23 protein-coding genes, 1 tRNA gene and 2 pseudogenes are annotated in these 19665 nt (G+C 61.2%); 11 read left to right on the plus strand and 15 right to left on the minus strand.

Annotated elements, in window-relative coordinates:
• Window positions 1-45 precede the first annotated feature (45 nt).
• Together D3D02_RS01865 and D3D02_RS01870 are read left to right on the plus strand one after the other, a co-directional pair.
• Window positions 46-795 carry a pirin family protein gene (locus D3D02_RS01865; protein WP_121568288.1) on the plus strand — a complete coding sequence of 250 codons (750 nt, stop codon included), beginning with the start codon at window positions 46-48 and terminating at the stop codon, window positions 793-795.
• A 57-nt stretch (window positions 796-852) separates the two neighbouring features.
• Window positions 853-1467: a TetR/AcrR family transcriptional regulator gene (locus D3D02_RS01870; protein ID WP_121568289.1), complete on the plus strand. Its 615-nt coding sequence runs from the start codon at window positions 853-855 to the stop codon at window positions 1465-1467.
• A 93-nt stretch (window positions 1468-1560) separates the two neighbouring features.
• Here D3D02_RS01870 and D3D02_RS01875 read toward each other — a convergent pair whose 3' ends face one another.
• Window positions 1561-2121: an NAD(P)/FAD-dependent oxidoreductase gene (locus D3D02_RS01875; RefSeq protein WP_121568290.1), complete on the minus strand. Its 561-nt coding sequence runs from the start codon at window positions 2119-2121 to the stop codon at window positions 1561-1563.
• 235 nt (window positions 2122-2356) lie between these two features.
• Between D3D02_RS01875 and D3D02_RS01880 the strand changes: the two genes are divergently transcribed.
• On the plus strand, window positions 2357-2512 hold the full coding sequence (locus D3D02_RS01880) for a rubrerythrin-like domain-containing protein (protein WP_121568291.1): 156 nt from the start codon (window positions 2357-2359) through the stop codon (window positions 2510-2512).
• Window positions 2513-2633: 121 nt separating this feature from the next.
• The gene (locus D3D02_RS01885; protein ID WP_121568292.1) at window positions 2634-3065 is read left to right on the plus strand and encodes a pyridoxamine 5'-phosphate oxidase family protein; all 432 of its coding nucleotides are present in this window, start codon (window positions 2634-2636) and stop codon (window positions 3063-3065) included.
• A gap of 112 nt (window positions 3066-3177) precedes the next feature.
• Here D3D02_RS01885 and D3D02_RS01890 read toward each other — a convergent pair whose 3' ends face one another.
• Window positions 3178-4095 (minus strand): DMT family transporter, encoded by a 918-nt coding sequence (locus D3D02_RS01890; protein WP_199722986.1) that lies wholly within the window; start codon window positions 4093-4095, stop codon window positions 3178-3180.
• 355 nt (window positions 4096-4450) lie between these two features.
• On the opposite strand from D3D02_RS01890, the gene D3D02_RS01895 reads away from it, so the two are divergent.
• Window positions 4451-5215 (plus strand): FkbM family methyltransferase, encoded by a 765-nt coding sequence (locus tag D3D02_RS01895; protein WP_158599311.1) that lies wholly within the window; start codon window positions 4451-4453, stop codon window positions 5213-5215.
• A 203-nt stretch (window positions 5216-5418) separates the two neighbouring features.
• Entirely contained in the window at window positions 5419-5982 is a 564-nt protein-coding gene (locus D3D02_RS01900; protein WP_147435564.1) for a hypothetical protein, read from the plus strand.
• 704 nt (window positions 5983-6686) lie between these two features.
• On the opposite strand, the gene D3D02_RS01910 is transcribed toward D3D02_RS01900, so the two are convergent.
• The gene (locus D3D02_RS01910) at window positions 6687-6929 is read right to left on the minus strand and encodes a PRC-barrel domain-containing protein (RefSeq protein ID WP_121568296.1); all 243 of its coding nucleotides are present in this window, start codon (window positions 6927-6929) and stop codon (window positions 6687-6689) included.
• An 81-nt stretch (window positions 6930-7010) separates the two neighbouring features.
• On the opposite strand from D3D02_RS01910, the gene D3D02_RS01915 reads away from it, so the two are divergent.
• Window positions 7011-7283 (plus strand): hypothetical protein, encoded by a 273-nt coding sequence (locus D3D02_RS01915; protein WP_121568297.1) that lies wholly within the window; start codon window positions 7011-7013, stop codon window positions 7281-7283.
• A 70-nt stretch (window positions 7284-7353) separates the two neighbouring features.
• A complete protein-coding gene (locus D3D02_RS01920; protein WP_121568298.1) occupies window positions 7354-7689 on the plus strand; it encodes a hypothetical protein in 336 nt (111 codons plus the stop codon).
• 81 nt (window positions 7690-7770) lie between these two features.
• Here D3D02_RS01920 and D3D02_RS01925 read toward each other — a convergent pair.
• From D3D02_RS01925 to D3D02_RS01950, 10 genes and pseudogenes are all read right to left on the minus strand, one after another.
• A pseudogene (locus tag D3D02_RS01925) lies at window positions 7771-8031 on the minus strand (IS5/IS1182 family transposase); the annotation flags it as partial.
• 253 nt (window positions 8032-8284) lie between these two features.
• Window positions 8285-8729: pseudogene (locus tag D3D02_RS21615) on the minus strand (hypothetical protein).
• Entirely contained in the window at window positions 8726-9301 is a 576-nt protein-coding gene (locus D3D02_RS01935) for a hypothetical protein (protein WP_121568299.1), read from the minus strand. Before D3D02_RS01935 ends, D3D02_RS21615 begins: the two are co-directional and overlap by 4 nt.
• A gap of 79 nt (window positions 9302-9380) precedes the next feature.
• Window positions 9381-9512, minus strand: a complete 132-nt coding sequence (locus D3D02_RS21455; protein ID WP_255410141.1) for a hypothetical protein — start codon at window positions 9510-9512, stop codon at window positions 9381-9383.
• The gene (locus D3D02_RS20565) at window positions 9512-9661 is read right to left on the minus strand and encodes a hypothetical protein (RefSeq protein WP_158599312.1); all 150 of its coding nucleotides are present in this window, start codon (window positions 9659-9661) and stop codon (window positions 9512-9514) included. The genes D3D02_RS21455 and D3D02_RS20565 overlap by 1 nt, the downstream gene beginning before the upstream one ends.
• A 156-nt stretch (window positions 9662-9817) precedes the next feature.
• Entirely contained in the window at window positions 9818-10885 is a 1068-nt protein-coding gene (locus D3D02_RS01940; RefSeq protein WP_158599313.1) for a PQQ-binding-like beta-propeller repeat protein, read from the minus strand.
• Between the two features lie 614 nt (window positions 10886-11499).
• On the minus strand, window positions 11500-11637 hold the full coding sequence (locus D3D02_RS20570) for a hypothetical protein (protein WP_158599314.1): 138 nt from the start codon (window positions 11635-11637) through the stop codon (window positions 11500-11502).
• 126 nt (window positions 11638-11763) lie between these two features.
• Window positions 11764-11943 (minus strand) — tRNA-Trp (locus D3D02_RS20575).
• Between the two features lie 82 nt (window positions 11944-12025).
• Window positions 12026-12247, minus strand: coding sequence for a DUF5795 family protein (locus tag D3D02_RS01945; RefSeq protein ID WP_121568301.1), 222 nt, complete (start codon window positions 12245-12247; stop codon window positions 12026-12028).
• 82 nt (window positions 12248-12329) lie between these two features.
• The gene (locus D3D02_RS01950) at window positions 12330-13301 is read right to left on the minus strand and encodes a DUF5794 domain-containing protein (RefSeq protein ID WP_121568302.1); all 972 of its coding nucleotides are present in this window, start codon (window positions 13299-13301) and stop codon (window positions 12330-12332) included.
• 589 nt (window positions 13302-13890) lie between these two features.
• Here D3D02_RS01950 and guaB point away from each other — a divergent pair.
• The 3 genes from guaB to D3D02_RS20800 all read left to right on the plus strand — a co-directional run bounded on the left by guaB (window position 13891) and on the right by D3D02_RS20800 (window position 16497).
• Window positions 13891-15390 carry an IMP dehydrogenase gene (gene guaB, locus D3D02_RS01960; protein WP_121568303.1) on the plus strand — a complete coding sequence of 500 codons (1500 nt, stop codon included), beginning with the start codon at window positions 13891-13893 and terminating at the stop codon, window positions 15388-15390.
• 160 nt (window positions 15391-15550) lie between these two features.
• Window positions 15551-16165 (plus strand): response regulator transcription factor, encoded by a 615-nt coding sequence (locus D3D02_RS01965; RefSeq protein ID WP_121568304.1) that lies wholly within the window; start codon window positions 15551-15553, stop codon window positions 16163-16165.
• Between the two features lie 185 nt (window positions 16166-16350).
• Window positions 16351-16497, plus strand: coding sequence for a hypothetical protein (locus D3D02_RS20800; protein WP_199722987.1), 147 nt, complete (start codon window positions 16351-16353; stop codon window positions 16495-16497).
• Here the strand turns inward: D3D02_RS20800 and D3D02_RS01970 are convergent, their stop codons facing one another.
• Complete coding sequence (locus D3D02_RS01970) at window positions 16498-18690, minus strand: hypothetical protein (protein ID WP_121568305.1); 2193 nt, start codon at window positions 18688-18690, stop codon at window positions 16498-16500.
• Between the two features lie 85 nt (window positions 18691-18775).
• Window positions 18776-19597: a hypothetical protein gene (locus D3D02_RS01975; RefSeq protein ID WP_121568306.1), complete on the minus strand. Its 822-nt coding sequence runs from the start codon at window positions 19595-19597 to the stop codon at window positions 18776-18778.
• Window positions 19598-19665: the final 68 nt, after the last annotated feature.

Here is a 19665-nt window from a genome sequence, read left to right on the forward strand (position 1 = left end):
TGTCACTGCAGATGGCTTATCTGCGACGGATCCATCAGTTGCCGTATGGCAGTAGACGACGACACGGGCGACGCCGAGGCTCCCATCTCGGGCGAGCGCGTGCAACACGGGACGGGCGTCACCTCGAACCGAGCGTTCCCGACGAACACGTATCCGCAGCATCTCGATCCGTTCGTGCTCTTCGAGCGGTTCTACATCGAGCCCGACAAGGGGTTTCCGATGCACCCACACGAGGGGTTCGAGATCGTCTCGTACCTCCTCGATGGAGGAATGGACCACGAGGACTCGCTGGGCGTCGCAAACACCGCCACCGAAGGTGACGTGATGCGCGTCACCACCGGCAGCGGGATCCGACACTCCGAGTTCCCGGCGGACGGAGCCGCCTGTACCGGCCTCCAGCTCTGGGTGAACCTCCCCCGCGCTCGGAAGGACATCGATCCGGGATACGCCGACGCAGATGCCGAGGAACTCCCCACCGAGTCCCGACCGGGAGCGACCATCACGACGGTCGTCGGCGAGGGCTCGCCGATCGAGTTGCAGACGCCGATGGAGTACCTCGACGTGCGCGTGACGGGCCGCTGGACGTGGTCGGTCGCGGACGGCTGGTCGGGCTTTCTCTACGGTGTCGACGGCACCGGGCGCGTCGACGGGTGGTCGTTCGGCGACGGCGATGTCGTCCCACTCGTCGACGCCCGGGACGTCGAGGTCGCGACTGACTCCGGACTACGGGTCGTCGCCGTTGCCGGCCACCCTCACGACGAACCGATCCGACAGCGTGGTCCGTTCGTCTTCTGACAGCGGAACTGACACGATGAGAGAAAGCGATTTGTGTCGCTCTCGTGAACGCGGTGTATGAGCGGATCGGACGGGCGCGTCGCTGCCGACGATACCTGCGAGCAGATTATGGAGGCTACGTTCCGAGCAGTGAGCAAACACGGGTACAAAGACCTGCGCGTCCGCGACATCGGCGAGGAGATGGAGCTGTCGCGGCAGGTGATCCACTACCACTTCGACGGCAAGTACGATCTGTTGTCCGCGTTTCTGCAGTACGTCATCGACCAGTACGAGGGCAGCGTCGACGTGGATGGGGATGCGGCGCCGCGTGCCGAACTGGACGCTCGGATCGATCAGTGTCTGCTCGGTCCGCAGTTCGAGGAGTTCACACACTGGGACCGAATGAAGGTGTATCACGAACTGTTCGCGTACGCACAGCACGACGACGAACACCGGGATGTCTTCAACGATCACTACGAACATATTCGACAGAGCATCGTCGAGGTCATCGAAGCGGGCATCGAGCAGAACGTCTTCCGGAAAGTGGACGCAGAGTTGATGGGACAGCTCATCACTGACGTAATCCACGCGGCTCGTGAACGCCGACTCGCGCTCGGTCACGAGGACGCGCCGGCAGAGGCACGACGCGCCATCGACGCGTTCGTTCTCGATTCGTTGGAGCCGACGCAGTAGCTGCGGTAATCAGTTCGGAGTTGGATCGCGTGAGAATCCGGAGAAGCGAGAAAGACCGCGACCACGTCGGTCGCGGTGTGGTGGGTACGAGCGTTACAGTTCGGGGACGTCCGACGGCATATCGAAGTCGTGGTAGTACTCGCCTTTCTCCTTCGAGAGGATGTCGAGGACGGCGGCCGCGCCGTCGCCAGCCGCGATGACAGCCTGCCACTTCTCCGCGCGGCCCATCGCGCCGGTAGCGTACACGTTTTCGACCGACGTCTCCATATCGAGGTTCACGTCGACGACGTCCTCCTCGGTGACCGCACAGCCGAGGTCCTCGGCGAGGTTTCGGGCCCCACCCGTGGCGAGGACGACGTAGTCGGCGGTGTACTCGTCGTCGGCCGTGGAGAGGACGAATCCGTCGTCAGTCCGTTCGACGTCCGTGACCTCGGCGTCGTGTAGGTCAGCGCCGCGGTCGCGGGCCTGGCCGCGCGAAATCTTGAGGAACTCGTCGCCGCTGATGCTTCGCACTGCGGGGTAGTTGAACAGATGCGCCTTGTGCATCCACGACTCGTCGGTATCGAAGACGACCGTTTCGAGATCATTCTTTGCAGCGTACAGGGCTGCGCTCAGTCCAGCGGGACCGCCGCCAACGATTGCTACGTCTACCATCGTCGAAGACAGGGGACGCTCGAAAGAAGTATTTTACCATCTGGTAAAATCCGGAAAACGGTGCAGAGACGACGAATTTCTCCGACGGTCTGACTCTTCAAGACGTGTCGAGCGGCTAGACGTGTCGGCTGTCTCATTCCGCGCTCCCGTGGAGGGCATCTGTCGTGTCGGAGATGGCGCTTGAGCTGTCGCCTCTCGACCAAGACTTTTCAGCCGTGAACGACAATGCTAGAGTATGCCACACAATCAAGATACTGAGGACGACACCGGCGGAGTCATCTCGGAGTACGAATGCCTCCAGTGCGGCACCATCGTCCACTCGGAGACGCATCCCGGCGTCTGTTCGGAGTGTGGCGGCGAGTTCCAGAACCGAGCGAAGTCGCTCGAATGAGACGCCCGCGTCGTTCGTCGCCTCTCGTCACCGTGCCCCCCCGCGAGTTCTGAGCTGGCGGCCGCGACATACCGTTCGCGAGTCAACACACATATCCACGTCCCCCCGCCATACCGCAGTGATGACGAGAGAGATGGGACGCGCCGAGATCGACGATCTGCTGCAGGCGCGCGGTGCGGGCGTGTTGTCGCTGACAGACGGGACCGAAACCTACGGGATCCCCGAGTCGTTCGGCTACGATGGCGAACTGCTCTACTTTCAGTTGGTCTACGACGGCGACAGCGAGAAGATGCAGCTAATGGAGTCGACCGAGACCGCCTCCTTTACCGTCTTTACCGAAGAGCCCGCTGAGAGCGTGCTCGTCCGCGGCGCCCTCGAACGCGTCCCGGAGACCACACAGACGCGGGCTGCGACCGCAATCGCCGAGAACGCCAACATTCCGACGCTGAACGTGTTTCCGAACACTGGCCCCGACGACCTCTCGATGGCGTTCTTCCAGTTGGTTCCAGAAGACCTCTCGGGCCGAAAATTCAACGACCGCGTGCCGAAGTAACCGACTGCTGACCGTTCTCTCGATCCTCTCGCTCGTCACTACGACAGTACCTCAGTGGGCCAGACGAAGGCTCACGAACGCACCGTCGCGATCCGTCTTGCAGGTCCCCGCCTCAGGCTGCGACTCCCGGCCCGAGCGTCACCAGCGCCACCCCGACGGCCACCATAACGGCCCCGGCGACGACGCCGCGGGTGACTCGTTCGAGATCCCGCAGGAGGAAGTACGCGAAGACGGTCGTGAAAAGCGGTGCCGTCGACGCCAGCGATTCGACGATCGCGACGCGACCTGCTGGCAGTGCGAGCGCCCCGAACAGCGATAGCAGGGCGACAGCAGTGAGCGCGCCGCTGGCGGCGAAGTAGCCGTACGATCGGCGATCGGCGGAGTGGAAGCCACGCGTCCCGCGGACCGCAGCGTAGGTGAGGAAGACGACCAGCGCGCCTGCCTCGTTAAGTGCGACGGCTTGGAGGACGTCCGCCCCGCCCGTCCCGAGCCCGAACCGTCGGAGGACGTTCCCGAACGCGAACAGTGCCCCAGACGCCAGCGGGTAGAACAGATCACGCGACTCCCAGCCGGCGAGGTCGCCGCCTTTCGCGAGGCTGAGGACGACCAAGCCCGCGACCAGAACGACGATTCCGACCGCCGTACTGAGCGAGATCGGTTCTCCAAGCAGGCCGAAAGCGAAGACAGTCGCGAACAGCGGGCGCGCGCTCACGACCGCACTGTTGATGCTCGCGCCGACGCGGTCGACACCGACGAAGATGGCCAGGCGGCCGAGGGCCGTCCCCGTCGCGCCGGCGAACAGGAACAGCCCCGCCGTCGCCGGGTCGAGGCCGGCGAGAACGTCGCTCCCACGGAGCGCGAGTAGGGCCACGAGAAACAGCGAGAGATCGACGACGACCACGACCAGCGCCGCCTGCAGGGCGGTGCCGTCGAGCGACATCCCCCGCTTGTCGAGCACTGGTGTGAATCCCCAGATGACTGCCGGGAGGAGCGCAAGGAGGTACACCATCACGTCGGAACCGAGGACCATAGCCGGTCTCCGAGCGGCCCGGATATGAACGTGTTCTTTCGCTGTCCCGATCGTCGCGGCGGCACGTCTTCACGGCCCCTGATCGTACAGCAGCGTCCGATAGGGGGAGCAATCAGTCCCAACCGTCACTACAGCGAGGTGCCTGCTCGGCCGCCCGTGCCCGTCCGCAGAGTGGCGCGGCCGCGGTTCCGAGACGTGGCTATTTGAGTAGCGAGAGCGTAATTCCTCGGAAACTACCTGTTAACTATGTCTCTTCTCCGGATATCACCCTGTGATGGCGGATAAACTCACGAGGGTGAACCGATGGGCGACGAGGTTGGGGGTTCGACCCGTCGCTGCACGTCTTTACTGGCTGATGCGGAGGCTCTACGAGACGGCGTGGGGTGTACGATACAAACAGCATCGGCTCCGTAGCGGTACCTATCGAGTGACGGCACAGGAGGCACAGGCGGCGTTCGCTATCCCGACAAGACGTGAGTATCTGGATTTCGTCAAACTGCCCGAGCGGCCGATACTGGAAGAGTTGCTCTCGGATCTCCAGCCCGACGACGTGTTTTACGACCTCGGCGCGAACCTCGGGGTGTACTCGTGCTTCGCCGCCAGCGTCGTCGCCCCGACGGTCGTGGCGTTCGAACCCCACCCGGCAAACGCCGACAAACTGGCGCAGAACGTCGCTCTGAACGATGCCGACGTATCCATTCAGCGGGTCGCCCTCGCGTCGTCGTCGGGAACGGCCCGGATGCAACTCGCTCCCGGATTCGACGCCGACGTGGCCGGCTCTGCTGGACATACACTACTCACGGATTATTACGACGAGGCGTCCGAGACGATTCAGGTGGAAAAACGGCGTGGTGACGAGTTCGTCGCCAACGAGGACGTACAGCCTCCGACGGTGCTAAAAATCGACACCGAGGGATCCGAAATAGAGGTTCTAGAAGGGTTCGACTCGACGTTGGCACGCCCCGAGTGTCGACTCGTGTACTGTGAACTTCACGAGGACCGTCTCAATTCTCGGGGGCACTCGGTCGCGGACGTGTACGACCTCCTCGAATCGCACGGCTTCTCTGTCGAGGACCGTACGATCGAGGGGTATCAGACGTTCGTTCGCGGTGAAAAGTAGGGGAGAGAATCCGCAACGTCGTCCGAGCACCAGTGGACGTCCTCGGAGAACACATCGCGAACGAAATCGACGACAGGAGATCGCTCGCGAGCAGAACCGACTCCCACGGAGGAACAGGACACGCGTCTCCCGGATGCGGAAACGGTCGGCAACTGTCAGTTACTCGTGTGTGATTATAAACGGGACGGGCTTGATTATTCGATATGATCTGCCCGTACTGCGGTTATCGAGATCCCTCCGTTGAGATCCCCGAGAAAGCCAGTCAAGTGGACGACCACCTTGCAGACTGTCCTGAGTGCGCCGAACCGGTGTATGCTACGCACGATTTTTCCAAGGTCGTACGAGGGTCCCAAGCCAGGGCGGTGGATCGCGGTGAGTTGAGCGAGGAGGAGGTCGCAGACCTGTACATCGAGAACGAGATGTCGAGTGGATACAGTCACGAGCAAACGACTCGTGATGTTGATCTCAAGATCGTAGATGAGTTCGGAGATATCGATCACTTCCTCGAGATAAAAACCCGAAATGCCACCCTCAATGCGTACGCCGAGACCGTGTTTCGGGACTTGAAAATCGAGGAGGCGCGAAGGCTCGCCGAAGAATACGATGCACCCTCCTACATTCTTATCAAGTTCGAAGACTGCCTGACGATACATCACCTCGATCCTGATCGGGAGTACGATATCGGGCCGTTCAAACGATGGGACAGGGATGGACCAAAACCGCACGTCTTCCTTCCGGTGGAAGAGCTGCGTCTCCTCGAGTGGTGACACGTCCTCCAGCGAGTCATCGAAGTATCGGCATCCCTGAGCGGGATTTTTCAGTACAGGTCGGCGCGTGACCGACGCGGCACTGGATACTCACAAGACACTTACTGTGATGGTTGGACATCCCCGTGTGAACTCCCGCCGTGCTGCCGGACTTGCGTTCGGCTGTGGGCTTTTGTTGCTCGCCCTGCTCGCGGGGTGAATGCGCTCCGGATCGTGGTACAGATCCTTCTCGGATCGTCTCCAGACGCGGTCTCTGTGTTCTTCGTAATGGTGAATCTCGGGACAGCACTCCTCGTCGGGACCGGTGGGTACGTTGTCCTCCAGCGCGTCCGTCGTACCGGCGCTGGTTACGGCGTTGATCTCGGCTGGGGCCGCGTACTGGGACGGTAAGTTGATCCCGATATTCCTCGATCTGCGCGCGCTCCGAGAGTTGATCGAGCGCCCGGTGGAATCTGTTCGGACCAAGAGTTCGATGGCACCCGCAAGCAGCCATCGCGGCCACTGGGCGGATGCGGCGACGGCAGGCATCGGACTGTGTGGCGCTGTTCACGGTGTCTCACGGCACCGTGCGATGACAGCAGACCGATTGCGTCGCGGGTGTGTCCGACTCATCTACAGGCGGACGCCACGGGCCGCCGTGCCCGTGGCGTGCCTCTCGACCGGTTCAGGCGACCCCGGGTGGTCGGGCGCTGAAGTGTGTTCAGCTACCGGAGTGACGTGACGACGAGGTAGTCGTCTTTCGCCTCGATGTTGCCAGCAGGGACAACTATCTGGCCATCGTCGACTCGATCAAACCTTCCGGGCGTCTGATCGGTCGGGGCAAGACGGAGCTGGTCGAGTGTACCTGTCTTGGTGTTCATCGTGATACTCTCGACAGTTCCGATCTTGGTACCGTCAGTCGTCATCACGTCACAGCCGCGGAGGGAGGATGCGAGGACCGAACTCATAGAGGACAATCTCTCAGAGAACTTCTTAACGTTCGAGAAAGCTCAAAACACCGCTTCAGTTACGTCCCTGTCAGCGTAGTTATGAAACTGAACATTCGACACCTCGTCTCTTCAGAACGGCGCAACGAGAGTTGCCATCTCGTCGTGCGTTTCGAGGGTACCGATGCGAGGCCGCCAACGAAGGAACTGCTCCGAGATGTCGCTCGCGGTACGGAAGATACCGACCGGACAGACCTCACTCTACCGCACGGGATTGTCGAATCGTTCGACGTCGACCCCGGCGAAGCGTTACTCGTGAAGCCGGACGGTGACGAACTGCGGATTCGGAAAGCCGAGTCGGTCTGGAACGACTGATCGCGAACTGAGGAACCAGAATCACAGAAAGATCTGTATAGCTTCGCCGATCAGATCCGGCTGAGAAACGATGAGCCGGAGTATCGAGATAACTGGCAAATCGCTGGTCTACGCCTTTTATCTCGTTTCGCTGGCGGGGCTCGTTTCGATCTTGGCTTTCATCGTGTTCCCACTGGAGGACCCCGGTAGCGTCTGGTTGGCCGTTCTGCTCGTGTTTTTGACGCTCGCTGGCGTCGTTGGCTTCTGGCGACGGGTGACTGATCGGGACCCGGAGCACCTCGGGACGGTCGAAGATCTTGCATACGACCCGATCGCGTACCCCGGCCAAGCGGCAAAGCACAATTGGATCAAAGCGGTTCGCCGCCTCACTGGCTGGGAAGAGAGCAAAGACGAGAACGAAGAGTGACTGCTCGGCTGCTGGGTCTTATCTGACCTCACACAAGGCCCGGACCAACAGCTCTGCTGAGACCCTCAAGAGTTGATACAATCGGTTCGTTGAACAGTGGATGTTAAGGACAGCCTGAGACGCTGTATCGACGGGTTTCGTGACCTTGAGCTTCTGGACGCGGTAGCTTGTTCGCTGGCAGTAGTGGCGGCTTGCCGCCGAGCGTTCGTAGAATGTAGCGTCAATCGCACCGTGTTTCGAGGGGTCGTGCAACTGCGCCGACTGGCGCAGCAGCACTCGGCAGACACTCATACTGATCCGGTCGAACGCTTTACACAACGTGGATGGAGGAGGCAGATCGGCGTCGCTGTACACAAGGAAAACAACGATACGAGCAGCGAGTATGAACCCGTGGCGGAGAACAACAAATTAATTCGGAACTCGATCTCCAACTTCGAGACCGAACTCGAAGACGGAGGTACGAGTACAAAGGTGTCACCGTTCAAGCCCTGACTGTCAGCTTCCACGGGACAGCATTCTTTTTCGAACCTCGTCTCCCGGGATGCCTCGCAGAAAGAAGAATCGCCGATCGATCACGGGGGGTCAGAAGCCTCCGCTACTCGCCCCAGAAGGCACGCTGTCGGGCTTCGACCTCCGAGAGAACCGTCGAGAGCACGTCTCGCTAATCAGCTGGATGTGACGCGTCGTCACCGGGCGTCGGTGCATCAGGCCCCGGGTGAACGTGGTCACGGGAGTTGTGACTGGAATGGGTGCCTGTCCCATCTGTGATCGAACTCGCCACTCTAGTGTTCCTCGTGATAGTGAATCGAGAAGTCTCCGTTTTCGTACCAGACGACCTCCAAGCGAGCAGCACGAATTCGTTCCGGGTAGCACCGCTGGTCGTACACGCCGACCAGTCGTTCCGGCGCAAACGCTGGCTGGTCGTCGGTTCGCTCGAAGCGGTCACCAGCCGAGAAACGCTCTCGGATCGCGTCGAGTCGATCGAAATCGATCGGTGCACCGCTACGTGAATCTGACGCGTTCTCGTCGTCGCCGCTCATACCGCTGACTGCATATCGGCACCGTCACCGGACCGAGTCGTAAGTGCTCGTTCTAGCAGCGCCACCCGACGGCGGGCTGTCTGCCACGCAGAGAGGCGTTCCCAAACGTTCTCGATGGATTGGCCCGTCTCGCTCGCATAGCCTGTAATCGAGATCTCGTCCGGCGACTCGACGTCGAATTCGCTCTGCAACGTCTCTGCGCGCTCTGATTCCGTCTTCAGAAGGTCGAGAAGCTCGTCAGTCGCGTACTCCCGGCGGAGCTTCTGGACCCGTCGCCAGTTCAGGTACTCCTGGTTCCGTTCGTAGGTGGCTGGTGAGTCTGTGACCTGTGTCACGATCCCCATCCGCTCGAACCAGTCCAAGTACTCGCGTGCGGCATCGACACCGTGGCCCGCGAGCTCGGCGACTTCCTTCGCCGTCGCCGGACTGTCGAGAGCGAGGACAGCGTCGAAGAAGTCGTCCCGCGTTCGGTCGCCACGCACCAACTCCTCCGGAGAAGTCAGAGCCTCGAAGTCGGGTGCTTCGGCACGCTCGTCGGCGTCGGCCTTCAGCTCCTCGCGCGGTTCTTCCATACGCGGTGTACGAAGTGGGGCGGAATAAATCTTGTTGGCACGGAATAGTCCGCTATTTATCCCAGAGCTACTCGGTCGGTCAGTCAGCACCTCCGAGGTCGAGATCGGACACGAGGCAGCCCCGACAGCGGTAGGCGTTCCGGTACCCATCCTCGCCGACCACAATCGCCACGGATTGGTCCTCGCAGCCGTCGGCGTTACACGTCGCCATCAGCGATCGCCCCCGTCGAACAGTTCCGTGACGAACTCAATCTTCTCCGGCACATCGTCAAGCAGCCCGTCAACCCCGTCGCCGCCGATTCCGACTGACCCCTCGATGTCGCCGCATTCGACTGTTGCCAGCTGCTCAATCCCAAGCAAGTGACACTGTTGACTGGCTGTGAAATAGTCCCATTATACATCGATATAAATCGAGAAAATTGCGCTGAGAGAACCCGTGCCTGTGGCGAACGCTCTGTCTATCCCCTGTGTTGAGCGATCCTGTGTAGGTGTGCGAAGACTTCTATGACACCCTCCTCACTCAGTTACGAAGGCAACCACGCTCTCACCAGTTAATACTAGTAACGTGCCACTCGTATATTCAAAACCAACAATTGGGCCCCCAATCAATTCACTTGCCAACTTGGTGCCAGATTCCTTCTCGAAGCCATAAACACGTCCATCGCGGCTTCCAGCCCACACAGCCGTATCGGTAACGGCTGGCCCAACCCGGATTTCACCACCAGTCTCACCTGTCCAAATTGTAGTCTCGTCCTGCAAATCTACCGCATAGACCTCCGTATCTCGCGCTGTCGCATACACTCTCCCGTCCGCGATTACTGGCTCTGAAATGAAAGAGGGACCCTGGGGTGCAGTGCCTTCCACACTCCAAAGTGAATCCCCAGAAGCACGGTCCAGTATCTGGAGGAACGAGCCACCAGCCATCACGATAACGTCGTCAGCTACCGATATCGGCCCCGAAGCAGGGAAATTGTCCTGACTCCAGTTGATCGTTCCATCCTGGATATCGACGGACATCGTGGCTCGATTGAAGGCAACGTAAACCGTCCCGTCTACGATCGGCGAGAGTCCCTCGGGGCCGAGATAGCTGTATTCAGAGTGTTCTTCGACCGTTTCGTGTTCAATCTCCCAGTCAACACGCTGTTCTGGCTTATTTACAGCATAAGTGTATGTGTATCCCTCTTCTGAATTGATATCGAGCAGTGAGACAACGACTCTCTCAGGTCCGACCGAGATGTTTCCGGGCCACAGAGGCTCATCATCACCAGACTTACTGCTATAGGGAACCTCTAGCGCCCAATCCTGCGTTCCTGCAGCAGCGTCTAACACCCTGAGAGCCCCATTTGCATCCAACATATACAGTTGGCCATCGACATATTCCAGCTGGAAAATCACCTCAGCAGGCTTGTCATATTCCCACTCGGTCGTTCCATCCTGCACATCAACCGCGACAACGGAGCCATTGTTCTCGTACTCTGTGGAGTAGGTAGTGAAGTACAACAAACCCTCGCCAGTGGCTGTCGCAGCAACGTCGTTCCATAACCGTATGTTACTCTCGATGGTCCAGCTTTCAGTGAGGCCCATCTCGTCGTCGTCGCTGTCAGTTCCGGTCTCAGAACCCGCCTGAGACGGTGGTTGATCGGTTGGGTCTGTCGATGTTCCTTCCGATGGCTCAGTTAGCCGGAGACAGCCAGCACTGAGTGACGCCAGCGCGGAACTTGACAATATGAGATCCCGTCGCTTCATCGGTTTATCGCTCGACACTCAAGGAAGTGAATAGTGACGGCACAAGAATTGTGTAAACTAAAATACCTACCGGGATCCAATATCATATTGAGATGTGCCTACAGGGAGAGAAATAAAAGTACCCTGATGGATAGGGACCAGTGCTTTTCGTGACACTATAACATTATTTTCTACCCACTACTTATTATGATGTGGTACACGACACCAGTAGTAGATAGCACCCAACTCGCATACCCACGGTTCTGTTACTCACCACCTCCGAAGAGGTCTGCGACGAACTCGACCTTCTCCGGCACATCGTCGAGCAATTCCTCGAGCTCCTCGCCAGAGATGCCGGCCGGTCCCTCGACGACGATATCGAAACGTCGCCACGGTCGACCGTCGCCAGTACGCGATCGCCGACCACGTCGACGTCGATGACGGCCGGCGGCTTCGAGGTCGTCGCCGTGTCCTCACGTGTCGCCATCGTAGCCCTCCAGATATCGCCGGCAGTACGCACAGTCCTGTTCAGCGTACGGCAGTCGCCCGTTGACCGCCTCGCAGTAGTGCGAGACACTGTCGCGTTTCGAAGCGAAATCCAGCGGCGTCATTCCTGACACCTACCGTATGAGAGATCCGGGCACCGCTGGTTGACCTCAGTGATATACAGGCCACAGAATTCGCAGATTTTTGGTTCTGTGTTTACCTGAGGTTCAGAAAGTTTTATTTTTTTGGAATGGGGCCGGAGGGATTTGAACCCCCGATCGACTGATATCTCCGGTACGCGCCTCGGTACTCCAGAGGGTCGTCGTCGCGAACCGATGATCAGTCGGCCGCTCGGTATATCAGTCTGGAGTGTCGTCACCGGGCGCCAAGCCTCTGGAGTCAGTCGCCATGCCGGGCTTGGCCACGGCCCCTCTGCGTGCATCCGCTCGTATGCTGATTCTACATAAAGGGATTACGATCGGTCGGCGCTACGCCACCGCGATCCGTCGGCGATCAGCGATCCGTGTCCGACCACGAACAGTCCTGACACTTGTAGGCCGTCACGAACTCGGTCACACTCGGCATATAGCCTACGGAGATGACGTTGCCGCCGCATTCGGGGCAGTCCATCTCGGCGTCTTCGATCGGTTCGGCATCCATCGGGGCTTCGCCCTCGACGAGTTCTGCGAGTCGCTTTGGCGTGACCATTCGCCCTTCGACGACGCGGTTGCTCATACGTCGGCCACGAGGTGGAAGGTGGTAAATCCGTCGCGCGAGGATCGAACGCACAGCGACGGATCAAAAGCGGACCGCGACCTCAGAGCCACGGGGCCCGGGAGCCGTCGGTGTCGGGGTATCCGTACCCGACGTCACCGCCGCTGCTGCCGCGGTCGCGTTCCGATCGCGAGTCTTCGTCGCGCTCGGCGTCGTCCCAGTCGCCACCGTCGGCGACGGTCGATCCCGAGTGCGACGACGGAACGCTCGTGTCGTCGTCGACCTCGACCTCGATTTCGGGCTCGGATTCGTCGTCCGCGTCCGCGGTCTCGACGTCCTCCGCGTCCGATGCGGGATCGTAGGAGAACAACGCGGTGACGCCCAGCACGCCCAGCGCGACGGGCGCCTGCGTCGGCAGGAGCCCCAGGACGTCGATCGCGAGCATTCCGAGCGCGACCGAACTCCCGAAGCGGAAGAGGTCGATGTCGACCGCGCCGCGGAGCCGCGGGGCGAAGAGCGCCACCGCGAGCGCGAAGCCGACACCCGTGCCGGCTGCGGCGACGGCCCGCCCGACCGTCACGAGGTTCGGGTCGACCACCAGCGTCGCGTTGCTGAGGTCGAGGCTCGCGATCAGTCCGAGGCCGATGATGACGCTCGGGGACGGCAGGTACTCGCCGATCTTCGCGGATGCCGTCTTCGCGGCGACCGCGAGGATCACGAGGCCGGCGAAGCGGTGGAAGACCTCGAAGTTCAGGACCGTCTTCAGGGTCTCCGCGAAGAGCGCTTCGATCCCCGCGACCGGCAGCAAGAGCGCGCCGAGCACGAGCACGGAGGTGACCTGTTCGCGTCGGGTCCCGTCCATCTCCGCGAGGATGACTGCGACCGTCGCCGAACCGCCGAAGATCAGCAGCCCCGTCTCGATGATGCCGAGCGGAGTGCTGAGCGTCCCGGCGATGATGAGTGCCGGGAAGATTCCGTCGACGAGCGGGAGGGCCATCACCGTCGCGAGAAGCCTGGTCGCACCACCGACCTGCTGCTCGAGCCGGAGTGCAACAGGGTGCTGAGAGACGCTCATTCGGGACTAACGGCCGTCACCATCGGCCAAACGGCGATACGGGCGCAAGCCCGACGGCGAAGCGCCGTGGGCCTGGCCGAGCACTCCGAGAGAGTCGAGCGCGGGGAGCGTCTGATTCCCGCGTTTGAAGGACTGCATCGCTGTAAATGTAAAGTTCGCATCGAATTCGGTGGTCGGCTGACCTGCGATGCGCGATGCAGTGGGACACTCGGAGTCCATATCTGAAATATACGGGAATGGGATATTAAACGTTGTGTGGGACGTGTGCTCACGGTTCCGGGGCTCTTTCATCATCCAACCACGCTAATTTCCGATGTTCCACAATCCGATCAAATAACGCTACGAACTGTCGGAATCGAGGGTTGGATGCGGCCATAGTTGCGTTGCGTCCGGCAGCACAGCGCCCAGATATTGCGGCAATAAATAACGAATTAGAAAGCGATGCACGACTGTGCTAACGCGGCCTGGGACAGATGGCCTACTGTCAAATGTATACACAGATGTGTGTATCGCGAGCCGATACGTGCCAACGATCTTCACAGGCGTGGTGTCTCGCAACGCTTTTGTCGATTCACTGTGGACCGTTTATATGGCGAACGACGTTTCTGACAACGGCCCATTCTCCGAGAAACTTCGAGTACCGGAAGCGCTGACGTTCGACGACGTGCTCCTTCGACCGATGGAGAGCCGCGTCGAACCCGACGCGGCGGACGTCTCGACACACGTCTCGAAGAACGTCGAACTGAACATTCCCATCCTCTCGGCCGCGATGGACACGGTCACCGAAGCCGGGATGGCGATCGGGATGGCTCGTGAAGGCGGTCTCGGCGTCCTCCACCAGAATATGGACACAGAACGGATGGTCGCAGAGATCGAACACGTCAAGCGCGCTGACGAACTCGTGATCCGCCGGGAGGACGTGGTCACGGCGAGCCCGAGCCAGACGGTTCGCGAGGTCGACGCGATGATGGAGCGAGAAGGCGTCTCGGGCGCGCCGGTCGTCGACGACGACGACGTCGTGCTCGGGATCATCTCCGGCACCGACATCCGCCCGTACCTCGAAGTCGGCGACACCGACGAGGTTCGGGAGGCGATGACCGACGAGGTCGTCACGGCCCCGCGCGACGTCGAGGCCCGCGACGCGCTCGAACTGATGTACGACCACAAGATCGAGCGCGTTCCGATCGTCGACGACGACGACCGCCTCGTCGGTCTCGTCACGATGCAGGGCATCCTCCAGCGTCGCGAACACGAGAACGCCGCCCGCGACGAAGACGGACGCCTCCGCGTCGGCGTCGCTGTCGGTCCCTTCGACGCCGACCGCGCCCAGGCGGCCGACGAGGCCGACGCCGACGTGATTTTCATCGACTGCGCGCACGCACACAATCTCAACGTCCTCGACAGCGCACGCGAGATCAAGAGCGCCGTCGACGCCGACGTCGTCGTCGGCAACGTCGGCACTCAGGAAGCGGCCGAGGCCGCCGTCGACTTCGCCGACGGACTGAAGGTCGGCATCGGCCCCGGTTCGATCTGTACGACCCGGGTCGTCTCCGGTGCCGGGATGCCACAGATCACCGCGGTCGCGGAGGTCGCAGACGTCGCCGCACCCGAGGGCGTCCCCGTCATCGCGGACGGCGGCATCCGCTACTCCGGCGACGCGATCAAGGCGATCGCCGCGGGCGCAGACGCCGTGATGCTCGGCTCGTACTTCGCCGGCACCGAGGAAGCGCCCGGTCGCGTCATCACGATGAACGGGAAAAAGTACAAGCAATATCGCGGAATGGGCTCGGTCGGCGCGATGAAATCCGGCGGCAGCGAGCGCTACCTCAAAGATACCGAAGAAGACGAGGAGTTCGTCCCGGAAGGCGTCGAGGCCGCGACGCCGTACAAGGGCACGCTCGCCTCCGAACTGCACCAACTCGTCGGCGGGATGCGCTCGGGGATGGGCTACGTCGGCGCCGAGACGATCCCGGCGTTCAAAGAGCGCGCGGAGTTCGTCCGCGTCTCCAGTGCCGGCCAGACCGAGGGCCACCCCCACGACGTGATGATCACCGACGAAGCGCCGAACTACAGTCCCGACGGTAGCTAGAGCCGCGAACCGCGGATCCTCCTGACCACCTTCGTAAGCCGACTGTTCCCGTTGCGACGTCGGCGTCACGCCTGACGTCGGGTTTCACAAGGGGTATCTTGATATGCCCCCGGAAAACAATCCTTCATATCGGTGTCATCGGAACACCGCGAACTTACCAATGAGCGCTGACCTGCCGCTAGTGCTCGTCGTCGAAGACGAGCCAGATCTCGCTGACCTGTACGCAACGTGGCTGAGAGACGACTATCGCGTCCGCGTCGCCTACGGGGGACGTGAGGCCCTCGACGAACTCGACGACCAAGTCGACGTCGTCCTCCTCGACCGCCGGATGCCGGATCTCTCAGGTGACGAAGCACTAGAGGCGATCCGCGACCGAGGGGTCGAATGCCGGGTCGCGATGGTCACCGCCGTCGAACCCGACTTCGACATCGTCAAGATGGGATTCGACGACTACCTCGTCAAGCCCGTCTCGCGGGAGTCGCTCAAAGAGACGGTTGAGAACCTCCTGCTCCGCAACACCTACGACGACGGCATCCAGGAACTGTTCTCGCTGTCCTCGAAGAAAGCCATCCTGGAGTCCGAGAAAGACGCCGCGACGCTCGAAGAGCACGAGGAGTACCAGAAGCTCTCGGACCGCGTCGACGAACTCCGCTCACAGCTCGATCAGGCGCTCGTCGAATTCGACGACGAGCACGATATGACGGCGATGTACCGCGATCTCGGCGACGACTTCGACGTCGATTCCGCCGACGCCGACGTCGAACAGTCCGAGTAACGACAGGTCAGCCGCGTTCCGCTTCTTTTTCTACTTTTCTCTCGTTCGAGCGGTGCGACGTGTCCGAGAGGTTCTCTCGTCGCCGTCTGCCTTTTTGTATACCAAAATTCAACTAAAATAAGATAATATCATATCAGAAAGTGTCAGAAAATTTTATTTTAAACCGCGCTGATGGACTAATCGTCATGTCCGACAATGACACCAACGCTGTCGCACAGTACCTAGCTGACCACCCCCGCGCGATGGGCGTCCTGTTCACCGCCGTGCTCCTGCTCTCGCAGGCTGGCGCGGTCGCCGCAGGCGCAAACCACGGGGCAATTTCCGGTCCGTAATTAGAACGAATCAGTCGACAAGTTCTCGCTCCACCGCAACGACCCGTCGATTAGTGTCGGAATATTCTCGAGCGAAAGAAAGTCATCGAGTTCCATCTCTGTTAGCTCGAACGTATCCGCGGTTCCTGACGATAGATAGTAGGTCTCGTTATCAGGGATGTACGGAACCACCATACTGCCGAGTTCGTATTCCGCGGACGGGTACGTTCGATAATCGACGATAAAGCCCGAGTCTGAACGCGTTATCTTGCACATATTCGGGAGTGCTCCCTGAACTTGAGTTACAGAGAAACTCCCGTCTCCGACCACGATGTAGTCGCTACCGATGTAACTGTCCTTGCGGGCGATCTCCAAGGAGATCCGGATCGGGAAGCCGTAGTTCAACAGTCGCGCCAGGCTCCGACCGATGTCGACGGCGCCGCTGTTGACCACGTCGTTCAGCGTGACGATCCCGGCGATCGCCCCGCGTTCGATGAGTTCCATTCCCTGTTCGTACGATTGACACGCGTTGAGCAGGAACGAGTCGACGCCGAGCGAGTCGATCGTCGTGACGTCGAGCGCGCCGTCCGGACACTGGAATCCGTCTTCGTCGATGTGGCCGATGTAGTGTAAGAACTCGGCCTCTTCGGCGAGTACGGATCTGAGTTCGTCCACCGTGAGCTCGTAGTGCGTCCGCACCTCGAAGGGGAGCTCGTCGCGCGACCCGTAAACCGATTCGACCGCGTCTCGCTCTTCGGCCATCTTCGGGTCGTTGCAGACGACAGTGATTCCGATGTCGCCCTCGATTGGGTCGCGGGACAACCGATTGCGATACGCCTGCAGCGACGCTTTACTCGCGCCGATCGGAATCCCCGGCCCGAGCCACGCCTGTTCGAGCGAGTCCGTCTCCGGAGGTTGTACGTACGTTTGTTTGCTCTCGTCGGGGCCGACTTGCTGACTCCGCGTGCCCGCACTTCGCGTGAATTCGCCGGCTGCTGGTGCTGTGCTCGGCGACGGCGGCGTCGGGGTTCTGCGGAGGAAGTCGTCGACGGCGTTCGCCTGGACGGACGATCCGCTGGTCGGCTGGGTCGCCGGCGTCGTGACTACCGCCAGGTCGTTCGCGACGAACGGCAGGAGTTCGACGTTCGAAGCGTTCGGCGTGACGTGGGCGGTGAGTTTCCACTCCGGGAGGTGCGGCTCGATCGTCTCGTAGGGGACACGCAGGTACGCTTCGAGCTGCTCGCCGATCGAACGGTCGTACAGATCGGCGAAGTCCAGATCCAGGGTCGATTCGAGCGTCCGCCGCTCGTGGAGATCGACCTGGTAGTAACCCTCGGTACGCGTGAGACAGTCGAGGAAGAAGGTCTGTTTGAGGACCCGCTCGACGGACTTCTCGAACCCGTCGAGACCGTCGAGGTCGTACGCGAATCCGCCCTCGGTCACGATTCGCGGCGACGTCCCCGGCACTACCTCCGCGCCGAGGTAGTACGCCAGCGGCGCGGCGACGTAGACGTGACGGTGTGTCTCGGGGAGCTCCAGCCGAACGCCCGTCTCGGGCGGTTCGAGACCGTCCGGAGCCTCGAACTGGGAGCCGCGTTCGATGAGGGGCGGATGTCCGCGGAGCGTGGGATAGGATCGCTCCACGGTCGTCGTCTTCAGCGCCGACCCGAGAAGCGAGACCGCACGCATCGCGTCTCGGGGATGATCCGTCGTCCGAATCGTCGCTGCGGGACGCTTGTGATGTGACCGCGCGCCGACTAGCACGTCGGTCTCCGACTCGAATTCGAGCCGTGTCCGAGTTGCATCGGAGACGACCCGAAGCGGTGCATCGACTCGTAAATACAGCTTAATTGGCGCGAACAACTCGACGCTGTAGGTTCCCGCCGGGAACGTCTGTTCCGCGAAGTGTTCGATCTGTGCCAACATCTCGCCGGATCCGTCCCGGACACAGACCGAGACGACGGTCTCTAACTCGAGTCCGTCAGTCCGAACGGTTACTGCTTCGTCGGCGGGGAACTGAAACGCGTCGGGGTCGGCCGTCCGTAGTTGAACATCCCCCGGCGTCGAGAGCACGAACCGACTCCGTTCGATCGGGTCCGAGACGACGACGCCCGTCTGATCGGTCGGTGAATCGAACTCGATCTGGAGGTGGTCGTCCCCAACCGGAGCGACAGCGTCAGACTCCGGCCCCCTACGGCGGCCAAACCCTTCCATTGTGACAATACATCACGGACGAAGCAAAAAGCGTACTGGTGATCGACGGCCCGTGTGGATTCGATGTCCCGCCGGGTGGAGACGCCTACGACTGCGGACCGATCGGCAGCCACTCCGAGGAGACGTTGGCGTCTCGGAAGTGCCAGCGCTGCTGTGGGGTCGCGCCGTCGAGCCGCAACTCGACGACGGCGTCGAACAGAGGCGCAAGGAGTCGGGTCGTCTCGGATTCGAGAGGTTCCGGCAGCCGAACGTGTGCCATCCCGTCGACCGTCCGGACGTCGTTCGTGAGGACGTGCAGGAAACGGAACACCGTCTGTTCGCCGTACTCGGACAGCAGGGGAGCCACGCAGTCGAACGCGACGCGCAACTCGGCGGGGTCGAGACCGCCGGCGACCGAATCGAGCTGTTCGATCGCCTCGCCGATCGCGACTCCGAGTTCGGCGATCGATCCTTCGGTCCTCACGGAGGCGTCCGCGTACCCACGTTCGCCGACGTAGATACCGGGCGTCGAGTCGACGTCCGGCAGGTGGCCCATCGGCGCTGGTCCGTCGCGGGAATTCGAGGACGGACCGGCCCGCGCACCCGGATGCGTGGCTCTCTGTCCGTTGGCTGTCGTCGAGCGCCGCGCGGCGACGTCCCATCGGAGGATTCGCGTCCACTCCGGCGTCCAGCGCTCGACGTCTTCGAATCGGGCGTCCGGGCTCGTCCCCCGTTCGACGACGACGCGACGCCGGTCCGCCGCGTCCTCGTCGCCGAGCATACACCCGGACAGACGAGCGTAGACCTCATCGGGCACGGATCCGACGACCAAAAGCGCGCTACCGTTTGCCTTCAGATCGTCGAGTGCGGTTGCGACGCCCACAGTGGCACCGACGTCTGTCCCGTCGGTACCGCCTCCTGTGTGCATTCGTCTGCACACAAAACCGCCACTAAAGTAATACTTTGTGATATGAAACGTCTGTCAGGTTATAGGGA

Origin of the sequence: Halobellus sp. Atlit-38R (genome assembly GCF_003665925.1) — an archaeon.
Lineage (GTDB): Archaea > Halobacteriota > Halobacteria > Halobacteriales > Haloferacaceae > Haloquadratum > Haloquadratum inordinatus.